Source organism: Kitasatospora sp. NPDC091276, from assembly GCF_040684355.1.
GTDB lineage: Bacteria > Actinomycetota > Actinomycetes > Streptomycetales > Streptomycetaceae > Kitasatospora.
Genome location: NZ_JBFBFU010000013.1, coordinates 93,211 through 116,936, shown reverse-complemented (window position 1 = coordinate 116,936; position 23,726 = coordinate 93,211). Strand labels below are relative to the sequence as shown.

General features: G+C 71.8%; 21 protein-coding genes. 8 read left to right on the top strand and 13 right to left on the bottom strand.

Annotated features, from left to right (window positions below; genetic code table 11):
- Window positions 1-21 precede the first annotated feature (21 nt).
- A complete protein-coding gene (locus AB0O19_RS18420) occupies window positions 22-561 on the top strand; it encodes a GNAT family N-acetyltransferase (protein ID WP_363620634.1) in 540 nt (179 codons plus the stop codon).
- A gap of 304 nt (window positions 562-865) precedes the next feature.
- Here the strand turns inward: AB0O19_RS18420 and AB0O19_RS18415 are convergent, their stop codons facing one another.
- Together AB0O19_RS18415 and AB0O19_RS18410 are read right to left on the bottom strand one after the other, a co-directional pair.
- Complete coding sequence (locus tag AB0O19_RS18415; protein ID WP_363620632.1) at window positions 866-1,771, bottom strand: peptidase; 906 nt, start codon at window positions 1,769-1,771, stop codon at window positions 866-868.
- A 761-nt stretch (window positions 1,772-2,532) separates the two neighbouring features.
- Window positions 2,533-3,273: a winged helix-turn-helix domain-containing protein gene (locus AB0O19_RS18410; RefSeq protein ID WP_363620630.1), complete on the bottom strand. Its 741-nt coding sequence runs from the start codon at window positions 3,271-3,273 to the stop codon at window positions 2,533-2,535.
- A 124-nt stretch (window positions 3,274-3,397) separates the two neighbouring features.
- Here AB0O19_RS18410 and AB0O19_RS18405 point away from each other — a divergent pair, with 124 nt between their 5' ends.
- Together AB0O19_RS18405 and AB0O19_RS18400 are read left to right on the top strand one after the other, a co-directional pair.
- On the top strand, window positions 3,398-3,874 hold the full coding sequence (locus AB0O19_RS18405; RefSeq protein ID WP_363620628.1) for a GNAT family N-acetyltransferase: 477 nt from the start codon (window positions 3,398-3,400) through the stop codon (window positions 3,872-3,874).
- A 440-nt stretch (window positions 3,875-4,314) separates the two neighbouring features.
- Window positions 4,315-6,606, top strand: a complete 2,292-nt coding sequence (locus AB0O19_RS18400; RefSeq protein ID WP_363620626.1) for a hypothetical protein — start codon at window positions 4,315-4,317, stop codon at window positions 6,604-6,606.
- A gap of 91 nt (window positions 6,607-6,697) precedes the next feature.
- Here the strand turns inward: AB0O19_RS18400 and AB0O19_RS18395 are convergent, their stop codons facing one another.
- The 6 genes from AB0O19_RS18395 to AB0O19_RS18370 form a co-directional block, all read right to left on the bottom strand.
- A complete protein-coding gene (locus tag AB0O19_RS18395; RefSeq protein WP_363620624.1) occupies window positions 6,698-7,105 on the bottom strand; it encodes a hypothetical protein in 408 nt (135 codons plus the stop codon).
- 345 nt (window positions 7,106-7,450) lie between these two features.
- Window positions 7,451-7,843, bottom strand: coding sequence for a ribosomal protein L7/L12 (locus AB0O19_RS18390; RefSeq protein ID WP_363620622.1), 393 nt, complete (start codon window positions 7,841-7,843; stop codon window positions 7,451-7,453).
- A 792-nt stretch (window positions 7,844-8,635) separates the two neighbouring features.
- Window positions 8,636-9,040 (bottom strand): contact-dependent growth inhibition system immunity protein, encoded by a 405-nt coding sequence (locus AB0O19_RS18385; RefSeq protein WP_363620620.1) that lies wholly within the window; start codon window positions 9,038-9,040, stop codon window positions 8,636-8,638.
- A gap of 247 nt (window positions 9,041-9,287) precedes the next feature.
- Window positions 9,288-9,674 (bottom strand): nuclear transport factor 2 family protein, encoded by a 387-nt coding sequence (locus AB0O19_RS18380; protein WP_350879265.1) that lies wholly within the window; start codon window positions 9,672-9,674, stop codon window positions 9,288-9,290.
- A gap of 79 nt (window positions 9,675-9,753) precedes the next feature.
- Window positions 9,754-10,449, bottom strand: coding sequence for a type 1 glutamine amidotransferase domain-containing protein (locus AB0O19_RS18375; protein ID WP_363620618.1), 696 nt, complete (start codon window positions 10,447-10,449; stop codon window positions 9,754-9,756).
- Between the two features lie 193 nt (window positions 10,450-10,642).
- The gene (locus AB0O19_RS18370; protein WP_363620616.1) at window positions 10,643-12,412 is read right to left on the bottom strand and encodes an MOSC and FAD-binding oxidoreductase domain-containing protein; all 1,770 of its coding nucleotides are present in this window, start codon (window positions 12,410-12,412) and stop codon (window positions 10,643-10,645) included.
- 300 nt (window positions 12,413-12,712) lie between these two features.
- On the opposite strand from AB0O19_RS18370, the gene AB0O19_RS18365 reads away from it, so the two are divergent.
- The 5 genes from AB0O19_RS18365 to AB0O19_RS18345 all read left to right on the top strand — a co-directional run bounded on the left by AB0O19_RS18365 (window position 12,713) and on the right by AB0O19_RS18345 (window position 18,528).
- Window positions 12,713-13,252, top strand: coding sequence for a hypothetical protein (locus AB0O19_RS18365; RefSeq protein ID WP_363620614.1), 540 nt, complete (start codon window positions 12,713-12,715; stop codon window positions 13,250-13,252).
- A gap of 1,126 nt (window positions 13,253-14,378) precedes the next feature.
- Window positions 14,379-14,870 (top strand): signal peptide protein, encoded by a 492-nt coding sequence (locus AB0O19_RS18360; RefSeq protein WP_363620612.1) that lies wholly within the window; start codon window positions 14,379-14,381, stop codon window positions 14,868-14,870.
- 776 nt (window positions 14,871-15,646) lie between these two features.
- Window positions 15,647-16,021, top strand: coding sequence for a transglycosylase SLT domain-containing protein (locus AB0O19_RS18355; RefSeq protein WP_363587236.1), 375 nt, complete (start codon window positions 15,647-15,649; stop codon window positions 16,019-16,021).
- A 355-nt stretch (window positions 16,022-16,376) separates the two neighbouring features.
- Complete coding sequence (locus AB0O19_RS18350; protein WP_363620610.1) at window positions 16,377-17,234, top strand: SGNH/GDSL hydrolase family protein; 858 nt, start codon at window positions 16,377-16,379, stop codon at window positions 17,232-17,234.
- A 13-nt stretch (window positions 17,235-17,247) separates the two neighbouring features.
- Window positions 17,248-18,528 carry an acyltransferase gene (locus AB0O19_RS18345; RefSeq protein WP_363620822.1) on the top strand — a complete coding sequence of 427 codons (1,281 nt, stop codon included), beginning with the start codon at window positions 17,248-17,250 and terminating at the stop codon, window positions 18,526-18,528.
- A gap of 210 nt (window positions 18,529-18,738) precedes the next feature.
- On the opposite strand, the gene AB0O19_RS18340 is transcribed toward AB0O19_RS18345, so the two are convergent.
- The 5 genes from AB0O19_RS18340 to AB0O19_RS18320 all read right to left on the bottom strand — a co-directional run bounded on the left by AB0O19_RS18340 (window position 18,739) and on the right by AB0O19_RS18320 (window position 23,708).
- Window positions 18,739-19,224: a GerMN domain-containing protein gene (locus AB0O19_RS18340; protein WP_363620608.1), complete on the bottom strand. Its 486-nt coding sequence runs from the start codon at window positions 19,222-19,224 to the stop codon at window positions 18,739-18,741.
- Entirely contained in the window at window positions 19,221-20,813 is a 1,593-nt protein-coding gene (locus tag AB0O19_RS18335; protein WP_363620606.1) for a HAMP domain-containing sensor histidine kinase, read from the bottom strand. The genes AB0O19_RS18340 and AB0O19_RS18335 overlap by 4 nt, the downstream gene beginning before the upstream one ends.
- Window positions 20,810-21,505 (bottom strand): response regulator transcription factor, encoded by a 696-nt coding sequence (locus AB0O19_RS18330; protein WP_363620604.1) that lies wholly within the window; start codon window positions 21,503-21,505, stop codon window positions 20,810-20,812. Before AB0O19_RS18330 ends, AB0O19_RS18335 begins: the two co-directional genes overlap by 4 nt.
- A gap of 275 nt (window positions 21,506-21,780) precedes the next feature.
- On the bottom strand, window positions 21,781-22,953 hold the full coding sequence (locus AB0O19_RS18325; RefSeq protein ID WP_363620820.1) for an ATP-binding protein: 1,173 nt from the start codon (window positions 22,951-22,953) through the stop codon (window positions 21,781-21,783).
- 89 nt (window positions 22,954-23,042) lie between these two features.
- Window positions 23,043-23,708, bottom strand: a complete 666-nt coding sequence (locus tag AB0O19_RS18320) for a response regulator transcription factor (RefSeq protein ID WP_363620603.1) — start codon at window positions 23,706-23,708, stop codon at window positions 23,043-23,045.
- Between the last annotated feature and the right edge of the window lie 18 nt (window positions 23,709-23,726).

The window sequence follows — 23,726 nt, the reverse complement described above, 5'->3', positions numbered from 1 at the left end:
ACCACCTGTTAGCGTGCGCGAATGGAAGATCTGGGAGCTGTGGTGTGGCCGCCTGAGCCGGTCAGGACCGGGAGGCTCGTGCTCCGTGCGTCCGAGATCCGGGACCGTGCGGCGTTCATCGAGCTGCTCGCCTCGCCGGAGGTGCACGCCTACCTCGGTGGCCCCCGGCCGCGTGACGAGCTTGAGCGCGAGATGCCCGGGGCGCCCGAGCGGTGGCCCGGGAGTTTCGTCGTCGACCTCGACGGGTCGATGATCGGCCAGATCCTGCTCAGGAGGGCGACGGGGCACCGCCGTCCGGCTGCCGCGGGGAAGATCGATCTCGGCTACCTGTTCCTGCCGCGGGCGTGGGGATTCGGGTACGCCGCCGAGGCGTGCGCGGCGGCACTCGGCTGGCTCGCCGGCGCGCTTCCCGGCGAGCCGGTGGTGCTCACCACCCAGAGCGCCAACGCGGGCTCGATGCGCCTGGCGGCGAAGCTGGGGTTCACCGAGGTGGAGCGGTTCGAGGCCTGGGGCGCCGAGCAGTGGCTCGGCATGCGCTCCCCGGCCACGCCGTCCGGTTGAGTCTGCGACGCAACCGCCGGGGAGCACCCGCCCACCTGCGCGCGGGAGGGAACCGCGGGTTCTCGGCCGGACGCCGTCAGGAGTCGGCGCACCTGTCGTTCTCTCGTGGCGGGGAGGGGCGCCTCTCGCGCGTCCAGGCGGGCGTGGGCCCGGCGCGCGCGTGTCGGTAGTGGCCGTCGCGACGGGTGCGCCGTCCGCGAACTGGCGCGGAGCAGCACCGGCCCCCTGTCCCGGCACTCCAGCAGGCTCGGCATCGAGGTCCGGCTGGAGTACCGGGGACAGGGGACCGGTACCGCGCGCGCGATCAGGCGTTCTGCGCCCCGTTGAAGACGTTGTAGGCGTCGTCACGGTAGTAGGCGCTCACCGCCCACCACTTGCCCTGCCAGCTGTTGCCCGTGACGAAGTCGCCGGTCTGAACGGCCGAGCCGTCGTTCTGGTCGTAGTTCACGAAGAACGGCCCGCCGCTGGCACCTCCGCCCAGTCCGATGCAGTTGTCGATCCGCGCGGTGGGAGGCTGCTCGGGGCCGGCCACCGGCTGGCCGCCGCACCAGAGCATGTGCTCCCGCTCGGCGGGGACCACTCCGGGGATGCCGATGATGTGCGCGTAGTTGTTGATGTCCCGGTTGAACCCGATGCCGGTGGCCCCGACGACATCCGCGATGTGTCGGCCGTTCAGCGTGTTCAGCACGAGGAAGGCGATGTCGCCCTGCGGAGCGGGGGCGTCGACCCAGCCGGCCGCCCGCCAGGTCCACCAGCCGTAGGGGGCGTTCCCCGCGTCGTAGCCGGGAGCGAACTTGAAGTCGTGCCCGCCCTCCACGCAGTGCCGGGCGGTGGCGATGACATCGCGGTTGGCGCTGGCGACGACGTTGGCGGTGCACACGCCGTCCCCGGTGAGCAGCCGCCCGGTGGTGCCCCAGACGCTGGCCTTGGCGCCGGCCATCGCGTCGGCGTTGGCCTTGGCGCCTCCGTTCGGGCTGACGGTCGGTTCGGTCGCGTGGATCGTCAGCGGCTGGCCGTCGAGGGAGCTCTCCTTCTCGGGCGCCCAGCTCGTACTGCCGACATTCGCCGGGTTGATCAAGACGTGGCTCTTGCCGCTGACCCGCTCGATCGGCTTGGCGTCCGTGGCCGGTGCGGCGGACGAGGCCGGCACGGCCATGCCGAGGGCCGCCACCGATGCCACGACTGCTGCGAGGAGACCGCGCATGCGCATGGTTGTCCTTCCTTCGCTGTGGGGTGTGCTGTCTGCTGTCCCGTCAGCTTGGAGGCGGCATGTCAACAACGAGTCAACAACGTGTCAATGGCCGGCGCGGCGACCGGCGTCGGCGACCGCGGCCCAACGCGGTGATCACCGTCCTCGGCCCGCCGATGCCGCCCCTGCTGCCGGTGGCCCAGCTCTACGCGCGCGATTCCCTTGCTGCCGTGCCCTGAGGGCGTGGACCTGCTGCAGGTGCTGTGGTGTCCGCTGAACCACGAGCCGTCGTGGTTGCCCGCGGTCAGGGTGGTGTGGGGCTCCTCCGCGCAGGTCGACGCGCTGCTGACCGATCCGTCGCTGCCGGCTGACGTGGAGAATGACGGAGACTACGTGCCCGAGCCGTGCGTGCTGCACCCGGAGGTGGTGACGGCGTACCAGGCGCCGCTGGAGCTGGGGGCCGACCTCGCGGACCGGATCGGGGACTGGTGCGAGCGGGAGTTCACCGGCACCGATCCGAGGTACCGGTACGCCGAGGAGTTCCGGGCCTACTACCAGTACGAGCTGTCGGTCGCCCCTGGGTGGAAGGTCGGCGGGCGGTTCGACCGGTGGGTGAGCAGCAAACGGCGACGCGGGCGAGGACGAGTCCGGTGTTTGTCCGGCGGCGGCGGGCCGGGCGTCGTGCGGAGCGGTCGGGGACCAGGCCTCGCAACTCACCCAACCCGTACGGCCCTTCCACCGCCACGGCCCCACCAGCACCGGGACCGTTCATCCCATGGCCGTCAATCCGCCTCTTGGTCCCAGGGCGGCAGCTTGGTGGTCGCAGGCTGTCCGAGGTGGTCGCGCAGTTCGTGCCTGCCCAGATCCGTGAGGGCGAGGGCACGGGTGGTTCCGATCCGGGTCAGCCACCCGGCGGCCAGGGCGTGCCCGCAGATGGCGGCGCCGACGGCCCCGCCCAGGTGCGGGCGCCGTTCGGTCCAGTCCAGGCAGGCGCGTACCAGCGGTCTGCGGGAGGCGTCGGGCAGTGCGATGCCCAGGTCGTGGAGCCAGGCCGCCCCTTCGGCGGTGAGCGACGGATCGGCTCCCCACGCCAACAGGCCGAGGCCGGCCATCGAGTCGGTGACGGCCAGGCCCAGTTCTCCGGCCAGGTGGTCGTAGCAGAGCCGCGCGCGGGCCAGGGCCCGCTGCCGCCCTGAGCCCGACAGCGAACGCGGCCTGGGGGCGTGGCGCGGCGCGAGTGCGGCGAGGCTCTCGATCAGGGCCATCACGCGCGGATCGGCCATCCGCAGGTAACGGTGGCGTCCGTGGCGTTCCTCGGCGAGGAGTCCGCCACGTACGAGCACGTTCAAGTGCTCGGTCGCGGACGAGGCCGCGACACCGGCATGGCGGGCCAGTTCCGTGGCCGTCCAGGCCCGGCCGTCCAGCAGGGCCAGGCAGAAGTCCGCCCTGGTGCCGTCGGCCAGCAGCCTGGCCACGGCGGCCAGGTCCACGCCGACGTCCCGGCCCTCGCGCTGATGGTCCATGTCCCCGATTGTCGTCGATCTCGCTTCGGGCCCGGCCGAAGCGTCCACGCCCTAACGTCCCGTACCGGCCGAGGCCACCGCGCCCTGCGCCCGCACACCTGCCGCCAACCGACCTGGGAGCCCCATGCCTGCCACCGACAACACGCCATCGAACCCCCGGCCCGGCATCGGCCTCACGGTCACCGACGCCCCGAAGCCCGCCGACGTATCGCTCATCTCCGACGCCCTGGACCGGTTCAACACCGACTCGACATCCGTCGACGACCGCCGCCCACTGGCCGTCCTGGTACGTGACTGCGTGACCTCCCAGGTGATCGGTGGCCTGACCGGTCGCACCTCACTCGGGCTGTTCTTCCTCGACCTGTTCTTCCTGCCGGCCGAGTTGCGCCACGGTGGCCTGGGCAGTGAGATCCTGCGCCGGGCCGAAAGCGAAGCCCGCGCACGCGGCTGCCGCACGGCGGTCCTGTACACGATCAGCTTCCAGGCTCCCGGCTTCTACGCGAAGCACGGCTGGCGACGCCTGGGCGAAGTCCCGTGCGACCCGCCGGGCACCAGCAGGGTCTTCATGACAAAGGACCTCGACCCGCCGTCAGCCGCCTGAATCCGCAGCACCGCGGTGCTGCATGCCATGTTCTGCCCGCTCCTCAAGGACCGCGGTGGCGGGTGAGCATGCGGCCCCTGCCCCGAGCAGCCGACGGGCTGGCCCCCGCGGCCGACAGAGTGGCGGGGGCCAGCCGTCAGGTCGCCTCCGTCCGTCGAGGTACTCGCGCGTCCCTGGCCTGACCTCGTCCATTCCCGCCCCTTCCTTCTCACTCCTGTGGCTCCTGTTGCCCCGGGCGATACGCACCGCCGCAGACAACCCCCGGTGCCGCGGCCCGCCCGGCGCGGCCGGTTCTGACCGAGCCGCAGGGCCGCAGGCGTGCAGGCCGGTTACGGGGAAGCTTCCGAAACGGGAACCGTTTCCAAAAACCCCGCCATCGATCGGTCAAGGTCTGGCGGAACGCGGCCGTAGCGACCGCCCGCTGCGCCAGGGTGGGCGCCATGAGACTCCTGAAACCCCGCCTTGCCCCGCGCGCGGGCCGGACGCCGTTCCGCGCGCTGCCGCTGATCGCGCTGGTCGTGGCCGGCGCGGTGATATCCCTCGGTACGGTCGTCCCGGCCGCGGCCGCGACCTCCCGGGTCGACCTGAACGTCCTCGTCGTCACCGACGGCAACCCGTGGGTCGAGGGCATCCACAAGCAACTGGTCTCCGAGGGCGTGCCGACCACCGTGGTCGACCTCACCAGCAGCAACCGCGCCACCCTCACGGCGTCCTTCCTCGCCGACGCCCTGGCCGACGGCACACCGCACGGCCACTTCGAGGGCGTCGTCCTGCCCAACGACGCGCCGAGCCAGCTCTCCGCCGCCGAACTCTCCGCCCTCACCGGCTACGAGCAGACCTACCACGTCCGACAGGTCGACTCCTACGTGTGGCCGGGCGCCAACACCGGTCTGAGCACGCCCTCGTGGACCGGTTCGCTCGACGCGACCACCGCCACCGCGTCCTCCTCCGCCCGGACCGACGCCTTCCGCTACCTCAACGGCCCGGTGCCGTTCGAGGGCACCGCGGGCGGCAGCGGCTCGTACGGCGCGCTGGCCACGCCGGTGCCCGACAACCCGGCCACCGGCGCGCACTTCGAACCGTTCCTCACCGAGACGGTGCCCGGCACCTCGACGCAGGGCGTGCTCGCGGGCGTCTACACCAGCGGCGGCCGCCAGCAGTTGGTCCTCACCTTCGCGTACAACTACGACCAGCAGCAGTTCCGGCTGCTCGCACACGGAATCGTCGACTGGGTGACGCGGGGCGTCCACCTGGGCTACTGGCGCAACTACTTCTCGGCACACATCGACGACCTGTTCAACGCCAACTCCCGGTGGAGCCAGAGCGGCAAGTGCACCCCGGGCGAAGGCGACTGCGCCGCCGGCGTACCGGACACCACACCCATCCGGATGGCCGCCTCCGACGTCACCGACACGGTGAACTGGCAGCAGCAGAACGGCTACACCCTGGACTTCCTGTTCAACGCCGGACCGGGTGTCGAGTACCAGCAGGAGCAGGGCGGCGACGACCCGCTGAGCGACGCGCTGCTGGCGAACAAGAACAGCTTCCGGTGGGTCAACCACACCTACGACCACCCGTTCCTGGGCTGCGTGCAGGACTTCTCGGTGATCCCCTGGCGGTGCCAGACCGACGCCTCGGGTGCCATCGAATACGTCGACCAGCCCACCATCAGCTCCCAGATCACCCAGAACATCCAGTTCGCCCAGGCCAACGGCCTCCCGTTCCGGCCGAACGAACTGGTCGCGGGCGAGCACTCCGGCACCGTGATGCTGCCGCAGCAGCCCGACGACAACCCGAACTTCCTGGCCGCGCTGAGTGCCGACAACATCCAGTGGCTCGGCGTCGACGCCTCCCGAGAGAGCGGGCAGCGTCAGATCGCCTCCGCGCTCGGCACCCCGCGCCACCCGGTCAACGTGTTCTACAACGTCTCCACCCAGGCCGACGAGGTGAGCGAGTACAACTGGCTCTACACCTCCAAGGCGAACGGCGGCAGCGGCAACTGCGAGGCCAACCCGGCCACCACGACCTGCATCGCACCGCTGGACCCGACCACCGCCTGGTCGAGCTACGTCCTGCCGCTGCAGGTCAGGATCACCCTCGGGTACGTGCTCTCCAACGACCCGCGGCCCTTCTTCATGCACCAGTCCAACCTGACCGACGACAAGCTGGCCCTGCAGACCCTCACCGGCATCCTGTCCACCTACCGCACCTGGTTCACCGCGGACACCCCGGTGGTCAACCAGACCCTCACCGACTCCGGGACGGTCCTCCAGCAGCAGGCCGGCTGGCAGCACGCCCAGAACACCGGCTCGGCCACCGGCTACGTCCAGGGCGGCGTGGTCACCCTCCAAGGGACCTCCGGCACCGCCGTGCCGGTCACCGTGCCCGCCGGCACCACCGTCACCGGCGGCGCCACCTTCGGCGCCGCGTACGGCGGCGAGCAGTCCGCGAACACCACGCTCGGCGCGACGGCGACCGCACTGACGCTGCCCACGAACGTGTTCGGTACGGTGGCCGACTCGACTCCCACCGGCCCGGGCGCGGAGCTCGCCTCCTACGCCAAGGGCTCCCCGCACGACGTGCGCCGCGACGGCGACGCCATCGTCATCACCGACCCGACCGGCACCCACGTCCTGCCCAAGCTCGCCGGCGCGCCGGAGGAACAGCTGCACATCGGCGACCACCACCACAACCCGTACAACGCCGTCCCGAAGGCACCGGCCAAGAAGTAGCCCGCACCCCGTACCGCGCACCCCGTACCGCGGCGGCGGGCCGCACGAGCGCTCCTCGGCCCGTGCGGCCCGCCGCCCGCCGCCGACCCGGCTACGCGGTGCCGACGGTGAGCCGGGTGATGGTCCCGGCCACCTCGGTGTCGGTCGCGTCGAGCAGTGAGGCCCGGACGGCCGCCGTGTCACCCGCGACGTAGCGGTTCTGGTTCAAAGTCGTGACCGGGACGGTCACTTGGACATTCGCGCCCGTGCAGTTCGGGGTGAAACGGGCGTAGCCAAGGGCGCCGGACGTACGGTCCTCGGCGGTCACGGTCGCGGACGCGACGAGACCGCCGGCGTCGCAGGAGTACGCGATGGTGGCGTTCACCGTCGCCGAGGCGCCACCGGAAACGGTCGCGCCGTCGACCCGCACCCCGGTGCCGGCGTGCGCCGGGGCCGCACCGAGCACCGCCCCCGCGAGCAGTGCGGGTACGCCGAGCAGAGTCACGATCCTGCCGTTCATGATGTCCCTTCCAATGCCGATCGCTGCTCCCACACCGTCGACGACGGTACGGACCGGCCGGACGGCGGTCGATCCCGGAGTCTTTCCCCGGGGTGATTCGCCGGGGCCGGCGCCGTCGGCAGTGTCACCGCCGGGACCTGCAAAACTGACCTGACCATACATCATCAATGCTAACTGGCAAGGAAGTTGACTCAGGTCGCGCGCACGCGGCGGCCTGTAGATAGCCCGGCGGCCTCGCAACCCGGCCTGGCTCCCGTCCCACCCCGTCTCGTCGCGCTGCGACAGCCAGGACCGTAGGCCACCGTCGCCCCGATGCGCCTGGCCTGTGTGCAGGTGACGGGGGACTCAGGTGCCGTGGTGGGCGGTGTGTCCGGGCAGGGGGCCGTAGGCGGTGCAGTAGCCGCAGTCGCACGTGGTGAGGGAGTTGGCCTGGCAGTGGGCGGTGGGCCAGGCCCAGGAGGTGCAGGGCCCGGGGTCGACGGGGGTGCCGTCGTCGGGCAGGGTGCGCCGGCACCAGTCACACCGGACGGAGGCAGGTACGCCGGCCCGGCGCAGCTGGCGGGCCGCGGTGGCGGCGATCTCGAACGGAACGTCTTCCCGCACGGTGGCCGGTGCGCTGTCCAGGAGCCGCTTGCTGTGCCACAGACTCAGGCCGGTGACCGCACGTACCGCCTTCAGGGCCGTCGCCCCGCCAGACGAGCCACCGTTCACCACGATCGTGAACTGCGGATCCTCCACGAACCCCCCTTGGTCGGTCAGTGTCGTGTCCGGTGCCAGTCAACCGCCCGGGCCCGAGCCCGGCCACCGGTTTTCCACACCGGGCGCGCCGTCAGACCCCGACACCCGGCCGCACCCCGGTGAGCCGTGCCGTACGCCTTCCCGCCGACTACCGTGACTTCGTCACGTACTACGGCGGCGGCGAGCTGGACGAGCACCTCGGCGTCAGCACGCCGCCGGTGGCCGGCCCCCCCGTACGGCGACCTCGTCGACGGACTGGACTTCGACCCGGCGGAGGGGGCGCCGCCCCTCCCGCGCGGCTGAACGCAAGCGCTCGGAGCTGTAGCGGAGCTCGCGCACCAGGACGGCCCTCCACGGGCTTCCGGGGCGTGAGGCTGCCTGCCCGGAGCGGGCAGCGTTGCGGCGAATGTGGTGGGCGCTTCTGGCCATGCCTCCACTCGTACCGCAGGGCTTCGCCGCGACGCCATCGGTTCTTCCTAGGCTGGCGCGGCAGAGGCCAGCCGGCGAGGGTTCCCCCGGCGTCGCGGGTTCAGAGAACCCGAGTCGCTGATCACCTGGGCCGCGATCACCAGCATGACCAGGCGCACCACCCAGCGGCAGTCCAAACGCTCCGGACAGCCAGCCTCCCGCGAAGCCCAGCGGGACTGATCGTTCTCACGGTTACCACCACCACCCGGGCTCAGCCCCACCCGCAGCGCGCGTCGGACGACCGCTCTCCCATGGCTGACGGGCGAGAAGGTAGCGATTCATCGTCGCCGCGTGACTACGAGAGGAGCCTGGCCTCGACCCACGTCAGCAGGGAAGCAGAGCCAGAAACCTCGCGGCCTTCTCCATCAAGGAAGGCGGCAGATCGGCCAACCCTGAGACGATCACGCCGAGCTTCCGTCCAAGCTCGGGCCACTCGCGCCAGACCGCTGAACTCCTGGTGAGTACGGCGGACAGCAGGTCGCCCTCATACATGTCGCCCTCTGCCATCGGGTTGTCTCGCAGTACCTCCACGGCCATCGGTAGGAGATGAGCAAGGCCCACGTCCTGTCCAATCAGCAGACGCATATCCTCGACGGTCAGCTCGCAGATTGGCCGACGCCGAAGCGCATGCACCGTCGCGACGAGATAGCTCGTGTAAGCCGGCGTGGCGGGCCAACGGTCGCGTTCAAGCTCCTCCAGGGAACGGCCAGGGTCTACGAGTCGAGTCACCGGCCGATCGTCCCACGCCTCACATCCCAAACGCAGTCAGACTGAGGACCCGCTGGGGCCTGACCGTTGCCGCCCGGTAGCGGGAGGCGACGGAGCAGCTGGCCGCCGTCCGCCCCAGCGAGGTGTTGACTGTGACCGTCGCCGCTGACCGGCGTCCTGAGGGGGCTGCCCGCGTCGTCCGCTACCGCCTCGGCGAGTTCGGCGAGTTCGGGCGTGTTCGAGGTCGCGGCCGCAGACCGGTGGCGGATCACTCCCCGGGTTCGACCCACTGCGACCGCCAGGCCGGCGGGTCGAACGGGTCGGCGAAGTACTGCGTCTCCCGCACCACGCGGCCTGCCGAGAACTCCATGATGCTCACGGTCTGCGTGGGCTTGCCGTCATAGGTGAGCACGAATTCGGTCACCCAGAGGTCGCCGGATCCGAGGATCCTGCGCACGGTGAAGGTCCGGACCGCGGGATGCTGGGTGCGCAGTGCCTGGATGTTGCTCCTGCCGCGGATGACCTCGCCGGACTGCGGGTACTCGACGATGACGTCGTCGGCGTAGATGTCGTGTTCCGCGTCCGCGTCGCCGCTGTTCGATGCGGCCCAGTGCCGGTCCAGCAGGCCCCGGGCAACCGTCGCTTCCACCGTCATGGCCCTTTCGCTCGGAACACCACGTGCCCCATGTCCTGCGACGCGGGCGCGTGCCTGGGCCGGATCGCTCCAGGACTGGTCACTTGAGGATCTCCAGCATCCGGTTCCCGAGGACCGCGGCCGAGGCCGGGTTCTGTCCGGTCACCAGGTTGCGGTCCTCGACCATGTAGGGCTCCCAGACCGGACCGCGGCTGAAGTCGACCCCAACCTTCGCCTTCACGTCGGTCTCCAGCAACCACGGCGCCCTGGAGGCCAGTCCGACGCCGTCCTCCTCCTCGTCGGTGAAGCAGGTGATGTGGTAGCCCTTGAACGGCGACTCGCCGTGGATCCTGGTGGCCAGCATCGCGGCGGGACCGTGACAGACGATGAACAGCGGCTTGCCCGAGGCCAGTTGCCGGGTCAGCAGCCGCCCCACGTCGGCGTCCCACGCCAGGTCCGCCATCGGACCGTGACCGCCCGGCAGGTAGACCGCGTCGTAGTCCTCCAGGCGCACGTCCGACAGTTGTAGCGGTCGACGCAGCACCTCGGCGGAACGGATGACGGCCTCCAGCTCCAGGGCGCTCTCGTTTCCGCCGACCATCTCGGGGCGCAGGCTCATCATGTCGACGGTCGGTGTCACACCGTTCGGCGTCGCGACGACGACCTCGTGACCGGCGTCCGTGAGGATCTTGTACGGGTTCGCGAACTCCTCGGCCCAGTAGCCGGTCGCGTGCCGCGTGCCGTCCTTCAACACCCAGTAGGTGGCTCCGCTGACGATGAAAAGCACCTTTGCCATGGCAGAAATCCCCTCTCGGACGCATGCCAGGAGTGGGTTCGGCGGGATGCCCCACGGTGGGATGTCCCACGCAACCGACCCGCCCCGCCGGTCTCCTCCCCTCGCCCCACGCAACCACGCTAGGCAGCTGTGCCGACCGCGCGCAACCCGGTGCTCCGTCGGCGGTAGCGCCCCCGGTCACGGACACCTCCGGTCAAATGTCCAGGACCACGTCGGCCGGGGGCGTCGAGCAGCAGATGAGCGCGCTCCCCGTGGCGGGGGGCTCCAGGGGCTGCGGGGCGTACTCGACGTGGCCGGAGAGGAGCGCGGTCTCGCAGGTGTGGCAGATTCCGGTGCGGCAGGACCAGCGTACGGGCACGTCGCACGCCTCGGCGAGTCCGAGCAGCGTGCCGTAGTCAGGGTGCCAGGGGACGATCAGCCCGGTGCGCGCGAAGGCTACGGACGGTCCCGGGCGGCCGGCGGGAGGAGCGGCCGGCTGGTGCGGCGCCCGGGCGGGTCCGGTCACCACACCGGGGGTGACGGCGGACGTGGCCCCGAAGACCTCGGTGTGGATCCGGGAGGACGGCAGGCCGCAGGCCTGAAGGGCTCCGGTCATGTCCCGCATGAACGGGCTCGGTCCGCAGATGTAGGCGTCGGCGTCCGGAGGCGGCTCCAGGCCGCGGATCCGCTCGGGACTGAACCGCCCGCTGACCGTGTAGTCGACACCCGGGCGGTCTACGCCGGACGGACGGCTGTAGGAGACGAACGACCGGCCTGCGGGCAGCTGGGCGAGCAGTGCGCGCACTTCGTCGGCGAACGGGTGGTTCTCGCCGTCCCGGGCCGCGTGCAGCCACCACACCGCGCGCTGCGAGTGCTCCGCGGCCAGGGCGTGCAGCATGGCCAGGACCGGGGTGGCGCCGACACCGGCGGACAGCAGCAGGACCGGAGTGTCCGCGTCCGTGAGCAGGAACGTGCCGCGCGGGGCGGCGACATCGAGGACGTCACCCACCTTCACGTGCTGGCGCAGGTAGGTGCTGGCGACACCGTTCGGCTCCTGCTTGACACTGATGCGGTACGTTTCGGCGCCCGGTCGGCCGGAGAGCGAGTAGTTGCGGATGACCGGGGAGGTCTGGGGGTCCGGCCGCAGGCGGACCGTGAGGAACTGCCCCGGCAGAGCGGCGGGGAGGGGCTCGCCGTCGACCGCCGCCAGAGTGAGCGAGAAGATGCCCGCGCTCTCCGGCTCGATGCGGGAGACTTCGAGCCGACGGAACCCGGGCCAGGCCGGCGGCGGGCTGCTGGTGGTCAACCCGCGGTTTCCACCCGCGGCGCCGGAGCCGCGGTCCGCGTCGTCGAGCAGGGCTCGCAGCGACGTCTTCCAGCCGGGGCTCAACGCGGTGATGCGCAGGGCCCGTTCGAGCTGTGGCCGGGCGTGGCCGGGCAGGTAGAGCAGCGCGTCGATCTCCGCGACGGTCATCTCCTCGGGGCCCGAGGAGATCTTCACGATCTCGTCCCCGGCCCGCACCCGCCCTTCGGTCAGCACCCGCATGTAGAAGCCCGGGCGACGATGGGACACCAGCAGGGCGGCCATCTGCGGCTCGCCGAGCCGCAACCCCACGCGGTAGCACGTCACGCGGGGTTGGGTGACCTCGAAAACCGCACCGCCGATCCCGTAGCGGTCACCGATGCACACCTCGTCGTCGGAGAGTCCGTCCACGGTGAGGTTCTCGCCGAACTGGCCGTACGTGAAGTCGTCCCGCTTCAGGTGCTCCTGCCAATGGCGGTAGGAGCTCAACTGGTAGACCAGTACGGCACGTTGCTCGCCGCCGTGCCCGGCGAGGTCACCCTGCCCGTCGCCGTCCAGGTTGAGCCGGCGCGCCATCACGGGCCCGGCGACGGGGTGCTTCCAGATGCCGGTGCGGGTGGTCCTGCCCTGCCAGGGGACGTCCTTGGGCATGCCGACGTTCACGGCGATCAGAACGGCCATGACCTGTGCTCCTCCCGTGCTCGACAGGCCGGTTCCTCCAGCGTCGTACGGTCGGCCGCCGGCCGCACCCGAAGAACTCTGCGCGGCGCCGGGGCGCGGCGACGAGTAGAGTGAGAACCGGTGGGCGCCGCCGCCGGACGCGTGCCGCAGGCGCGGGTACGCCGCCGTCGTCGAGGCGATCATGAACCTCGACGATCATGCACCTCGGACAGGCCCCGTTCGTCACCGGCGAGATCCTGCGCGTCGACGGCGGCCAGAGCGCCGGCTTCTGAAAGAACCGGGATCGGGAGCGATCGACCTATGCGCACTCGCAAGCAGCTGACCCCGCTTGGCGCTGTCGGTGCGGGCCTGGCGGCGGGAGTGGTCGGCACCGTCTGCATGGACGCCGCGCGGTTCCTGCGCCAGCGCCGGGCCGGTGGCGAACGCAACGCCCTGCACTGGGAGTTCGCCCCGGTCCGCACCTGGCAGGAGGCGCCGGACCCAGGGCAGGTCGGAAAGCGCCTGGTCGAGGCCTTCACCCGGCGCGAGCTGCCGGACAGCGCGGCGTTCCCCGTCAGCACGTTCATGCACTGGGCTTACGGAGTGGGCAACGCGGCCTTCTACGGCGCCGTCAGCGCCTCGCTGCGCAAGCCCCACGTTCTCTACGGGCTCCCGTACGGTGCGCTCGTGTGGCTCAGCGGATACGTGGTGCTTCCGATCGCGGGACTCTACAAACCCATCTGGACATACGATGCCAAGACGCTGGGTGATGATCTGACCGCCCACCTCGCCTACGGCCTCGGCACCAGCAGCGCGTTCTGGTTGCTGAGCAGGGTTTCCGTGTTCTCGCGACAGCTGTAGTTCGCGATCCGGCTGGTGCTGGTGCTGGTCGGCGAGGTGGTGGCCGGGTCCGGGCATGATGACGGCCATCGCGACCATGGCGAGGCGTGACCCAGGGTCGGAAAGCGGTGGCCCCCGATCGGCGTACGAGGACCAGTGCGCGCCCGTGGAGTGCCGCGTGCTACGGGTGTTCGGCGCCATCTACGTGGCAGGTGTGGTCCAACACGGGCATGTTCCCCGGTGCCACGCAGATCGCGAAGCAATCGCGTGTCGACCCGGTGACGCGCCAATTCACCGGCCGCGTGCTGGCCGCGCCTGTCCGAAAGCCATGCCCCGAGCGGGGACTTCCCTTCCTCGCCGACGATGAGGCTGCCGATGCGGTCGGCGGTTGCGCTGGTGGAGGTGTGGGGCGGGGCCGGGGAAGGATGCCAGGACCAGGAGGTGACCTGCTTGGATGCCGGTTGCTCGTCGGCTCGCGCGGGGTGTTGCGAGACATGGGGTTTCTCATCGTCTCGCTACCTCGAAGCGATTGGGTATGGGCATCTGATTATGGTTTGTCATGATTTTTCATCAGGCGTCCCGTGTCGCTTGTGCCTTGTCGCGCGAGGGTGCGGGGCGCTTTGTTGTGAGGAGAGGTGAACCTGCGGATGAGCGCCCGTACTCGTGGACAGGGCGATCTGCCGTGGTACGGGGTCAGCCGCCAGTGGCCCGTGGCCGTGTTCAACAGGGCCACGGGCGGTGCCGTCGTCACCGGTGACCGGGGCACGTCACCTGCACCCGCAGTGACGCCCTTCCCGCCGGGGTACGACCTGCGCTGCGACCACCGCGAGCACTGGTGGAGCAACCCGGGGTCCGACGGGGCGAAGCACCGGTCACCCGCGCTGGTGGCCGGTGCTTCTTGCCGTCCGGTGAGGGGCCCGAAGGTGTGACCTGGCCTGCTTGCAGTGCTCGCTCCTGGAGGGCCCTGGGCGGGGCCGCCGGCCCGGTGCGGATGCGCGTTGGGCCATTGGTGTGCAGGGTGGATGGGTACGGTCCGGGCTGCCCGGCGGCGGCAGTCCGACCAGCCGTGGATGCGCTCGGTGGGCGGGTGATCGCCCGGCCGCCGGTGAACTTCCCGGGAGCGCCGTCGATGACCGAAGGAGACGCCATGCCCACCTGGAAGGTCCTCCGCCGGGCTCTGGCCCCGACCGCCCTCGCCGCCGTGTTGGCCGCGCCGTTCACGATGCCGTCGCCGGCGCTCGCCACGGGGGCCCTCGCCCCGCAGGTGGTGGCCGCTGTCGCGCCGGCCTCGTTCGTCGGCCTGCCCGACCGGCCGCTGCCGTCCGACCACGCGGCGCACCCGATGACTGTCACCTACCACAACGACTCGTCGGCGGACCGGACCGTCGCCCCGCAGATCCTCGTCGAGTCACCGGACAACGGGCCCTTCCTCGCCCCGACGGACATCAAGCTCGAGGTCCTGACCGGCGGCCACTGGAGGACCGTGCGGCTGGCCAGCCAGACGGGAACGCTGTACACCGACCTCACCCGGGCGAAACTGGTCCTCCACAGCCATCACACCCTCACCCAGCGGTACCGGCTCACCGTCGTCAAGGCCGGCCCGGGCACGGTCCAGCCCAGGATCGCGCTGTACGCCTGAAACCCTCGGGGCTTTCGCCGGCCGCATAGGCCGCATAGGCCGCGTCGAGATGCGAGATGCCCGGCCACGAACGACATGGGCCGCATGGGCCGCGTCGAGATGCGAGATGCCCGGCGACTCGCACCCGGCCACGAACGACGCCGGGGCGTCTTCGGAGCGGGGTATGCCGGCGGGACGGGCGTCTCGGCGGCCGGCCGGGATTCCGTGACGGCTTCGCGCCCTGTGCCCGACCGCCGCCCTGCCGACCAGGGGGCCGACAGCTGTGGCGAGGCCCTGTGGTGCCGTTCCCGCGTCGGCCGGGTGTGGTGGCGGTCTCAATGGCGGCCGATCGGTGGTGACTCGGCGTGGTGGCGGCGGGCCGGTCGGTGATGGCGCCGGGGCTGGGGCCGTGAGTGCGCTCACATGCGAATGCGGCGTACGACGACGGATAGTGGTGTCCGTTTTGCACTATTTTGCAACTATTTAGTGGGTTATTGGGGGGTGTTTGCGCAGGCGAAGCGGGGTCGGCGCGCTCCGGGTGGCCCGCCTCTCGAACCAGTGCCGGTCGCTTCGCTACGACGGCGGATCGTAGCGAAGGGGTCTTGGCGGGCGCCGATCCGGTCTGGCAACTTGGCATTCATCGCCAGCCACACCGGCTCCTGTCCCACCGGTGAACGGCTTACCGCCGAGTCACACCCCGCGACCGTTCGGCCCCTGTCCGGCCACGGTCGAGGCGGGGAGTGACGCCGGCCCAACTGATTGAGGTCTTGCTCTCTATGCCCGCTTTCAAGTTCCGCATGCGTACCACTGCCGTGATTCTTGCCGGTGCCGCCGGTGTGACCGCCCTGGGTGCCGCCGTGGTCCCCGCCGTCGCCTCGGCCGCGGACGCCTCCCCGCAGGCCATCGCCGCGCAGATCGTGCCGGCGGACCAGCTGGCCTCGTTCAGCCAGATCATCTCCCACGAGTCGGGCTGGAACGTCACGGCGACCAACCCGAGCTCGGGCTCGTACGGTCTGGGCCAGGCGCTGCCGGCCTCCAAGATGGCCTCGGCCGGCGCGGACTGGAAGACCAACCCGTCCACCCAGATCAAGTGGTCGCTGGACTACATGAACACCCGCTACGGCAGCCCGAACGCGGCCTGGAACTTCTGGCAGGCCAACCACTGGTACTAAGCCGACCACTCGGCTTCCCCTCACCCCGGGGGCCGGACAGGGGCAACCGGAGTGACCCACGAAGGGCCTGTTCCCGCGCAGATGTGCGGGCACAGGCCCTCGTGCCGTCTCCGGGCCGTTCGAAACACCACGATCGGCAGCACCGCACCTGTGCCGGCGCCTGCCGTGGCGGCACGGCGACGTACCACTTCCGTGACGGCTGCCGGGAGGTGTTCGTCATCGGCACCGGCCACGCCGTGTGGACGCGTTGGACCCGCCCCTCGGGGACGTCGGTTACGGGATGCTCATGAGGCCGTCGAACCGCGGTGACACAACGGTCAAACGGCGCGAAAAGAGGTCTCCTAGCTTCTTCCGCATGACCTACGAACACCGAACGTCCCATGACCACGACACCCACGCCGTTGGCCGCGGCCTGCGCCGGGGTGGCGTCCTCTGCGCGGCCGTCCTCGCCGCCGCCCTCGCCCTGACCTCCTGCGGAAGCTCCCCGGCCGAGGACGGGGGTGGCCCGGGGCCGGCGAAGGCCGGGGCCGGCGCGGAGCGGCCGTCGTCGGTGCCCGGCGCCGGAGGGTTGAAGAAGCCCTCAAGGATCCTGTGGATGGGGGACTCCATCGCCGTCGGGGAGGCCCTGCCGCTGGCCGCCGCGCTCAAGTCCACCGGCATCGAGCTCACCTCCGTCGCCGCCGACGGCGGCGGCGCAGCGGTCGGACCGGTGGCGATGTCCAGCGGCGACGTCGCCTCCCGGCTCGCGTCGGTCCGCCCCGAGCTGGTGGCCTACCAGATCACCACCTACGACTGGGGCGGCCCGCAGGCGCAGCAGCAGGCGTACGAGCAGCTGATCGACACGGTCAAGGCCGCGGGTGCCCGTCTGGTGATCGTCACCACTCCGCCGTTCGACACGGGCGACGACTTCTACGCCCCGCACAGGGCCGACATCGAGTCCGCTCCGGGGGCGGCGAAGGCGGCCGTCGCCGTGCACCCCGGCGATGCCTTCTTCCTCGACGCCTCCGCCTTGTGGGGCACCGACTTCAAGGCCCCGCAGGCGCAGCGTTCGAACGACGGGACGCACTCCTGCCAGCAGGGCACGGCGAAGTTCGCGCAGTGGTTCACCACCGAGGTGGGCAAGCTGGCCGGGTTCTCGCCCGCCGATCCCAAGAGCTGGGCCAACGGCGACTGGACCAAGTCGGACGTGTTCGCCCAGCTGAACTGCGCCTGAGCCGGTGTCCGAGATGAAGACCGCCTCGCCGGCGGCCCGGCGGTGGAACGCGCGCGTGTCCCGCCGCCGGCCGGGCCCGGGGACCGCCGCGCGCTCCGGCTCCCGCCGCTCCCATGTCCCGGCCCTGGACGGCCTGCGCGGGCTGGCCGTCCTCGGGGTCCTCCTGTTCCACCTCGGGGACTTCCCCGGCGGGTTCCTGGGGGTCGACCTGTTCTTCGTGCTCTCCGGTTTCCTCATCACGGGGCTGTTGCTGCGGGAGGCCGGGGAGAACGGCGGCCGGATCGACCTGGCGGCCTTCTGGGGCCGCCGGGCCAGGCGGCTGATGCCCGCCCTGGCCCTGGCCCTGGGCTCGGCGCTGGTGCTGGCCTCCGTGCTGGGCACGGCGGCCATGGCCCGCTTCGCGCACCAGGACGCCCCCTGGGTGGTGGCCAACCTCGCGAACTGGCATTTCGTCGACGCGCAGGTCGGTTACTTCCAGGCGAACCCGACCCGGGTGTTCACCCACCTGTGGAGCATCGCGGTGGAGGAGCAGTTCTACCTGCTGTGGCCACCGCTGGTGCTGCTTCTGCTGCGGCCGCGCCGGACCGCGGGTGCCGGCGCGGTGGCCGGCGTGGCGCTGGTCGGTGCGCTGGTGTCCGCGGCGCTGATGGCGCTGCTCGTCGACCCGATGGACACCACCCGGGTCTACGAGGGCACCGACACCCGGGTGTTCGCCCTGCTGCTCGGCGCGCTCGCGGCCACTCCGGCGGTGCGGCTGCGGGTGGCGCGGTTGCCGGGGCCCGCCGCGGGCCGGCTGGCGCTGATCCCGGCGGGCCTGCTGGCCGCCGGGTGGGCGCTGGCCTCGGGGACGGGGCAGCTCGTCCTGTTCCGCGGCGGGTTGCTGCTGCACTCGGCGGCGGCGGCCGCGCTGATCGCCCTGCTCGCGCACGTCCCGGCGTCCCCGCTGGGCAGGGTGCTGAGCTGGCGCCCGCTGACGGTACTGGGCGGGCTCTCGTACGGCCTGTACCTGTGGCACTGGCCGCTGATCCTGCTCCTGGACCACGCTGGTCCCCGCCTGGAGGGCTGGGCCCGGATGTTGTGGCTGGGTGGGCTGGCGGTGGCGGTCGCGGCCGGGTCGAAGGCATTGCTGGAGGACCCCGTCCGCTACCGGGTCCGCTGGGCCCGCGGCCGCCCCGGGGTCCTGGCGGCCGTGAGCACCGTGGGCGCGCTCGCCGCGCTGTGGCTGGTGCTGCCGCTGATCGCGCCGACGGCGCCGGGTGCCGTCGTGGACGTCACCCAACTGTCCCTTCCCTGAGGCGCGGTGGCCGGATCCGCGCTGTGCCTGCGTGCGTTCGGGCCGGGCTTCGGGACCTGTCGCAGACCGTCGCGGGCGGGCGGGCGGGCAGGCAGGCAGGCAGGCAGCCGGTGCCGGTGATCCGGCTCCGCTGGGCCCGGGCGGGCGGGCGTCCTCACCGAGGCGCGTGGCGAGGCCTCGTGCCACCTTCCGGGTCGGGTTCCGTCGGACTCAGCCGGTGTGGTGGAGGTCGCACTGCGCGAAGACCGGTCCGGGGGCGTCGCTGCTGACCACGGCGATCCGGGGGGCGGTCGCGGTGGTCGCGGGGGCGTCCTCGGCGGTGCAGACCAGCTGCTGGATGGCGTAGGGGCTCAGCGCGGAGGTCGGCCAGGACAGGCGCAGGGTGACGGTGCCGTCCTCGCCGGCGGCGGTGACCTTGCCGGAGGCGGGCAGGGCGGTGCCGAGACCGGTGTGCTGCTCCGTCCGGGTGGGGCCTGCCATGAGGGTGTCCAGGGTCTGCTGGAGGCCTTCGCGTTCGGTGCCCGGCCTGATCGTCAGGCGGATTCCCTGGGGGCTGAGGAAGTACAGCCGGGTGCCGGACTCGATCCCGGTGGCGGCCTTGCCCGACTTCACCGCGCCCGCCGTGTCGGGGATCGCGCAGCCGCAGGCCGTGAGGAGCAGCGCCGCTGCGGCGGTCGAGCGGAGGCGGATGGTCATGGGGCGTCCTTCGTCAGGGGTCCGCGGGGCAGGACGAGGGTGAACACCGCGCCGCTGCCCGGCGCGTTGGCGGCCTCGATGAAGCCGCCGTGCAGGCGGGCGTTCTCCTGGGCGATGGCCAGGCCGAGCCCGCTGCCCTCGGATCGGGTGCGGGCCCTGTCGGCCTTGTAGAAGCGGTCGAACAGGTGCGGGAGTTCGGCGGGCGGGATGCCCGGGCCCTGGTCGGTCACGGTCAGCACCAGGTCGGATCCCGGCCGCGGGTCACGGGTGGTGAGGGTGAGGCGTACGGGCGGGCGGCCGTGGCGCAGGGCGTTGCCGGCCAGATTGGCGACGATGACGTCGAAGCGGCGCGCGTCGAGGCGGACGGGCAGGGCGGCGGGCAGGTCCAGCTCGATCCGGTCGCTCCAGCCGCGCAGGTCGAGGGTGGCGCGTACGGCTTCCGCGGCGTCCACGTCCTCGGTGCGCAGCGGGGCGGCGCCGGCGTCCATGCGGGAGATCTCGATGAGGTCGTTGACCAGGCGGGTGAGGCGGCCGGTCTCGTTGCTGATCATGCGCAGGGCGGTCGCGGTGTCGGCGGGCAGGTGTTCGGCGTCCTCGTCGAGGATGTCGGTGACGGCGGCCATGGCGGCCAGCGGGGTGCGCAGTTCGTGGGAGACGTCGGCGGCGAACCGGCGGCCCTGGCTCTCGACCGCCCGAAGCTCCTCGATGGTGCCCTGGAGGGTGCGGGCGGTGTGGTTGAACGTCTTGGACAGCTGGGCGAGTTCGTCGTGACCGGAGACGGCGAGGCGGGTGTCGAGCCGTCCCTGGGCGAGGGCCTGGGCGGCGTCGCCCAGGGCGCGGACGGGGCGCAGGACCTGGCGGGTGGCGAGCAGGGCGAGGCCGGCGGCCAGTACGGCGGCGAACACGCCGGCGCCGGTGGCGGCGGCCAGCAGGGTGCTGGTGGCCTCCTGTTCGCGGTCCAGGGGCAGGAGGGCGTAGACGGTCAGCCCGGACAGGTCGCCGGCTCTTGCGGCGGGGCCGGCGGGGCCGGCGGTGGTGCGGGTGGTGTGGGTGACGGGGATGCCGACCGCGAGCCAGGAGTGCCCGTCGGCGGTGAATCGCTGGAAGGCGCCGTGGCCCGAGCCGACGGTGTCCTGGAGGGCGGCCGGGATGGTGACGGCGGCGGTCCACTCGGAGTGGGCGGCGCCGTAGCGGGCCAGGACGTGCCAGTCGCGGAAGCCGCCGGTGCCCGAGAGCCGGAGGGACAGGCGGTCGAGTTCGGCCTGGGTCGGGGGGAAGGGCAGGGCGGGGGCCAGGACGTCGACGCGGCGGCGCAGCTCGTCCAGGGCGGTGTCCTGGGTCAGGTCGAGGGTGGAGCCGGTGGCGGCCTGGTAGATGAGTGCGGAGGTGGCCAGGGCGCTGACGGCGGCGGTGGCGACGAACGCGGCGAGCATCCGCGGACGCAGCCCCAGGACGGCCCGGCGCCACCGGAGGAAGCGGGAGGCGTCGGCGCGGTCCGGCCGGCCGTCGGCACGGGCGGTGCCGTTCGCGGCACCGCGCGTCCGGGTTTCGGCCGAGGGGTGCTCCGGTGTGTGCGGCGGGGCGGTCACAGGGGTCCGAATCGGTAGCCGAAACCGCGCACGGTCTGGAGGTAGCGGGGCGCGGACGGGTCGTCCTCCAGCTTCGCGCGCAGCCGGTTCACCCCGGCGTCGACCAGGCGGATGTCCTCCTGGCGGCCCAGGCCCCAGACGGAGTCCAGCAGCTGCTCCCGGCTGAAGACCCGGCCCGGCGCGGCGGACAGCTCCAGCAGCAGGCGCAGCTCGCCGGGTGCCAGGGGCAGCGGGGTGCCGCGTTTGGCGACGGTCAGCGCGGCCCGGTCCAGCACCAGGTCGCCGTGCACCTCCCGCACCGGCTCGGCGACCCCGGGCGCGGGGGACACGTTGGTGGTGCGGCGCAGGACGGCCTTGATCCGGGCGTCGAGGACCCTGGACTGCGCGGGCTTGACCACGTAGTCGTCGGCCCCGTACTCCAGGCCGAGGACGGTGTCGATGTCGTCCCCTCGCGCGGTCAGCATGATCACCGGGACACTCCCGTGCGCGCGCAGCCGCCGGCACACCTCGAAGCCGTCGATCCCGGGCAGCATCAGATCCAGCACCACGATCTCCGGAGGCTCCCGGAACACCTGCTCCAGGCCGTCCTCGCCGGTGGCGGCCATCCGCACCTCGTGGCCCTGGCGGCGCAGGCCCAGGGCCAGTGCCTCGCGCACCGACGCGTCGTCCTCGATCAGCAGTACCCGTGACATATCCACCAGTATCCGGCCCTCCGACCTGCGCAGGGGGCCGTGGAGCAGGGATCGGCGAGGTTGTTGCGAAACGCTCATACACAGCTCACAGGCCCGGAAACCGCGCGACGGACGGTGGTTCCGTCGCCGTCGCCGTGGCCGACTCCGCCGAACAGTCGCCACCCCCGCCAACGCGTGAGGAACCCCACGTCCAACGGCTACACCTTCAGCTTCCCCGAGCAGTGCCCCCGCCCTGCGGATCTGCTGCTCCGCGCCCGGCCCCCCGGGCCGCCGGATCAGGCCGTGGGGAACTCGACCCGGACCCGCAGTCCGCCCGTGCTGGCGGGGACGGCGGTGACGACGGCGTGATGGGCGCGCGCGATGGAGGCGACGATGGACAGGCCCAGGCCCGCGCCCTCACCCGGGCTGTGCCGACGCTCCCGGAGGCGGCGAAAGGGCTCGAAGAGATAGGGGACGGTCTCCGGCGGCACCTGGGGGCCGGTGTTGGCGACCTCCAGGACACCGTCGTGCACGCCGACCTCGACCCGGCCGCCGTCGTGGTTGTAGCGCAGGGCGTTGCCGACCAGGTTGCGCACCAGGTGTGCCAGCAGCACCGGATCACCCTCGACGGACACGGGGGCGGTGTCGGTCCGGACGGTGACGCGGTTCTCCCGGGCTTCCTGCGAGGCGTCGCACTCGGCGGCCACCGCCCGGGCCAGCTCGTCCAGTGCGACCGGTTCGCGCCGGTCCAGCCTCTGGTCGGAGACGGACAGCAACAGCAGGCCCTCGATGAGCCGTTCGCTGCTCTCGGAGACCTCGATCAGTTTGCGGCGGACCCGGGCGACGGCGGCCGGGTCCTCGGTGGCCAGCCCGATTTCGGCCGCGGCCCGCTGCACCGCGAGCGGAGTCCGCAGTTCGTGGGCGGCGTTGGCCGCGAACCGCTGCTGCGCACCCACCAGTTGTTCCATGCGGTCGAGCATGGCGTCGAAGGTGTCGGCGAGCTGTTTGAGCTCGCCCGGGGGTGCGTCGAGGGCGATCCGCTCGTGCAGGTTCTCACCCGAGAGCCGCCGCGCCGTGTTGGTGATCACCGCCACCGGGCGCAGCACCCGCCCCGACATCCACCAGGCGAGCGCCACCGAGATGACGGCGAAGGCGGCCAGAGCGACCAGGGAGACGGTCAGCAGCTGGTTCTGGGCTGCCTGCTCGGCGGCCTGGGTGACGACCTTGACGGCCTGGAAGTGGGACTGTCCGCTGTCGGCGGGGGCGGTTCCGGGTGGAGCGTTCGCGGGTGAAGCGGTTCCCATCGTGAGGGATTTCGCCGCGGCGGGGTCCGGGGTCGCCAGTGTGGCCAGTCGCGGTTCGACGGCGACGGCCGTGCTGATCGAGGTGTACAGGCCCTCCCGGACCAGGAAGTTGACCAGGAAGATGAGCATGGCCCCGGCGAGGACGAGCAGCCCGCCGTAGAGCATGGTCAGCCGGCCCCGTTCCCCGCCCGGCAGCCGCGGGCGAGGTCGGCCGGGCAGCGGAGGCCGGTTCAGGCCGACCGCGGCGAAGCGCCTCATGCCGGGACGCCGATGCGGTAGCCGTGGCCGGGCACGGTGTCGATGACCGAGGGCTCGCCGAGCTTGGCGCGGAGTTTGCTGAGGACGACCCGGACCGCGTTGGTGCGGTATCCCATGTTCCGTTCCCACACCTGCTCGATCAGGTCCTCGCCGCAGACCACGGCGCCCTCGGCCTGCATCAGCACCTCCAGGACGCCGAACTCCTTGCGGGACAGGGCGAGGTAGCGGCCCTCCCGGAAGGCCTGGCGGCGAGCGGTGTCGAGGGTGATGCCCGCACGTTCGATGACCGGCGGAAGGGCGGGGTGGGTGCGGCGGCCGAGCGCCAGGACCCGGGCCAGCAGTTCCTCGTAGGCGAACGGCTTGGTGAGGTAGTCGTCCGCGCCCAGGTCCAGGCCGTCGACGCGGTCGCGGACGGTACCGGAGGCGGTGAGCATCAGCACCCGGGTCAGCAGCCGCTGCTCGACGACGCTCTGGCACACCTCGTCGCCGTGCGCCCCGGGCAGGTCGCGGTCGAGCACGAGCACGGCGTAGTCGGTGAGCCTCAGCCGCTCCAGCGCGTCGGCGCCGTTGTACACGACGTCGACGGCCAGGGCGTCGCGCCGCAATCCCTCGGCGATCATGTCCGCCAGGAATTCCTCGTCCTCCACGATCAGTACACGCATGACACCAGGTGTACCTGA

Coding starts and splice junctions, on each gene's coding strand:
- AB0O19_RS18420 (WP_363620634.1), top strand. CDS start 22: ATGGAAGATCTGGGAGCTGTGGTGTGGCCGCCTGAGCCGGTCAGGACC.
- AB0O19_RS18415 (WP_363620632.1), bottom strand. CDS start 1,771: ATGCGCATGCGCGGTCTCCTCGCAGCAGTCGTGGCATCGGTGGCGGCC.
- AB0O19_RS18410 (WP_363620630.1), bottom strand. CDS start 3,273: ATGGACCATCAGCGCGAGGGCCGGGACGTCGGCGTGGACCTGGCCGCC.
- AB0O19_RS18405 (WP_363620628.1), top strand. CDS start 3,398: ATGCCTGCCACCGACAACACGCCATCGAACCCCCGGCCCGGCATCGGC.
- AB0O19_RS18400 (WP_363620626.1), top strand. CDS start 4,315: ATGAGACTCCTGAAACCCCGCCTTGCCCCGCGCGCGGGCCGGACGCCG.
- AB0O19_RS18395 (WP_363620624.1), bottom strand. CDS start 7,105: ATGAACGGCAGGATCGTGACTCTGCTCGGCGTACCCGCACTGCTCGCG.
- AB0O19_RS18380 (WP_350879265.1), bottom strand. CDS start 9,674: ATGACGGTGGAAGCGACGGTTGCCCGGGGCCTGCTGGACCGGCACTGG.
- AB0O19_RS18375 (WP_363620618.1), bottom strand. CDS start 10,449: ATGGCAAAGGTGCTTTTCATCGTCAGCGGAGCCACCTACTGGGTGTTG.
- AB0O19_RS18370 (WP_363620616.1), bottom strand. CDS start 12,412: ATGGCCGTTCTGATCGCCGTGAACGTCGGCATGCCCAAGGACGTCCCC.
- AB0O19_RS18365 (WP_363620614.1), top strand. CDS start 12,713: ATGCGCACTCGCAAGCAGCTGACCCCGCTTGGCGCTGTCGGTGCGGGC.
- AB0O19_RS18360 (WP_363620612.1), top strand. CDS start 14,379: ATGCCCACCTGGAAGGTCCTCCGCCGGGCTCTGGCCCCGACCGCCCTC.
- AB0O19_RS18355 (WP_363587236.1), top strand. CDS start 15,647: ATGCGTACCACTGCCGTGATTCTTGCCGGTGCCGCCGGTGTGACCGCC.
- AB0O19_RS18350 (WP_363620610.1), top strand. CDS start 16,377: ATGACCTACGAACACCGAACGTCCCATGACCACGACACCCACGCCGTT.
- AB0O19_RS18345 (WP_363620822.1), top strand. CDS start 17,248: ATGAAGACCGCCTCGCCGGCGGCCCGGCGGTGGAACGCGCGCGTGTCC.
- AB0O19_RS18340 (WP_363620608.1), bottom strand. CDS start 19,224: ATGACCATCCGCCTCCGCTCGACCGCCGCAGCGGCGCTGCTCCTCACG.
- AB0O19_RS18330 (WP_363620604.1), bottom strand. CDS start 21,505: ATGTCACGGGTACTGCTGATCGAGGACGACGCGTCGGTGCGCGAGGCA.
- AB0O19_RS18325 (WP_363620820.1), bottom strand. CDS start 22,953: ATGCTCTACGGCGGGCTGCTCGTCCTCGCCGGGGCCATGCTCATCTTC.
- AB0O19_RS18320 (WP_363620603.1), bottom strand. CDS start 23,708: ATGCGTGTACTGATCGTGGAGGACGAGGAATTCCTGGCGGACATGATC.